1 protein-coding gene is annotated in these 817 nt (G+C 52.1%); it reads right to left on the bottom strand.

All coding sequences use genetic code 11. From position 1 onward, the window contains the following. Positions 1-20 precede the first annotated feature (20 nt). Positions 21-817: aldose 1-epimerase (locus C7N83_RS14025; RefSeq protein ID WP_106743295.1), on the bottom strand; the 797-nt coding region annotated here is incomplete at its 5' end.

The raw sequence follows: 817 nt of genomic DNA, 5'->3' as shown, positions 1-817 counted from the left end.
ATTATTATTGATTCAAATCATTATGCCTTCACCGACAACATATAGCACGTGTGAAATACCTGCGTTTCCCCTACTGCCAACACCCGCAAGCCCAAGCCGTTATTGAAACAGTCAGGTGCGCCGCTGAGATTTTCCAAGGCAATCGAATCGCGCGTTGGCGGAATGTAGATTTGCAGGTAAGGATAGCTTGAATCGGGATAAATACGCAGCTGCACCGCATTACCGTCCAACACACAGGCAGGCTTATCAAAATCAGCCAACACGAAACTGTTGTCCAGCTTCACGCCCTGCATACTCGAGGCCGTCTGAAAACGGGTGTCCGGCAGAATATCGCCGTTAGCTACCAAATCTTCATCAAATGCCAAACGCGCGTTACTGTTAAGTTGCATCGTCCAATCATCGGCTTTGCCGCCGAGCGTGAAATACGGATGCCAACCGTCGGCCAGCGGCATGGCGGTATCGCCGGTATTGGTTGCGCACGTGGTTACATTCAGGCCGTCTGAATTCAGGCGGTACACGATATTCAGCCGGTAGGCAAACGGATAGCCGTTGTCGCCGTACCGATAATCCGCCGCCAATTCCACCCAAGCCGATTGCGCATCCGCACCGCTTTCCACGATGGCAAAATCAAGGTCATACATCAAACCGTGCAAGGCATGCTCTGCAGCCTTAAATTTGCCCTCAAGCTGATAATTCTGCCCATGAAAAACGTATCTGCCATGCCGCACGCGACAGGCAAACGGGCTGAGTTTTGCGCTGCGAAAACCATCAGTCATCGTTTGGCGGCACTGCTGCGGAGACAGATGGCCTTTGATCG

Source organism: Neisseria iguanae (assembly GCF_003013245.1).
GTDB classification, from domain to species: Bacteria; Pseudomonadota; Gammaproteobacteria; order Burkholderiales; family Neisseriaceae; genus Neisseria; species Neisseria iguanae.
The sequence above is the reverse complement of the archived record's forward strand: the minus strand, read 5'-3'. Positions and strand labels throughout refer to the sequence as shown.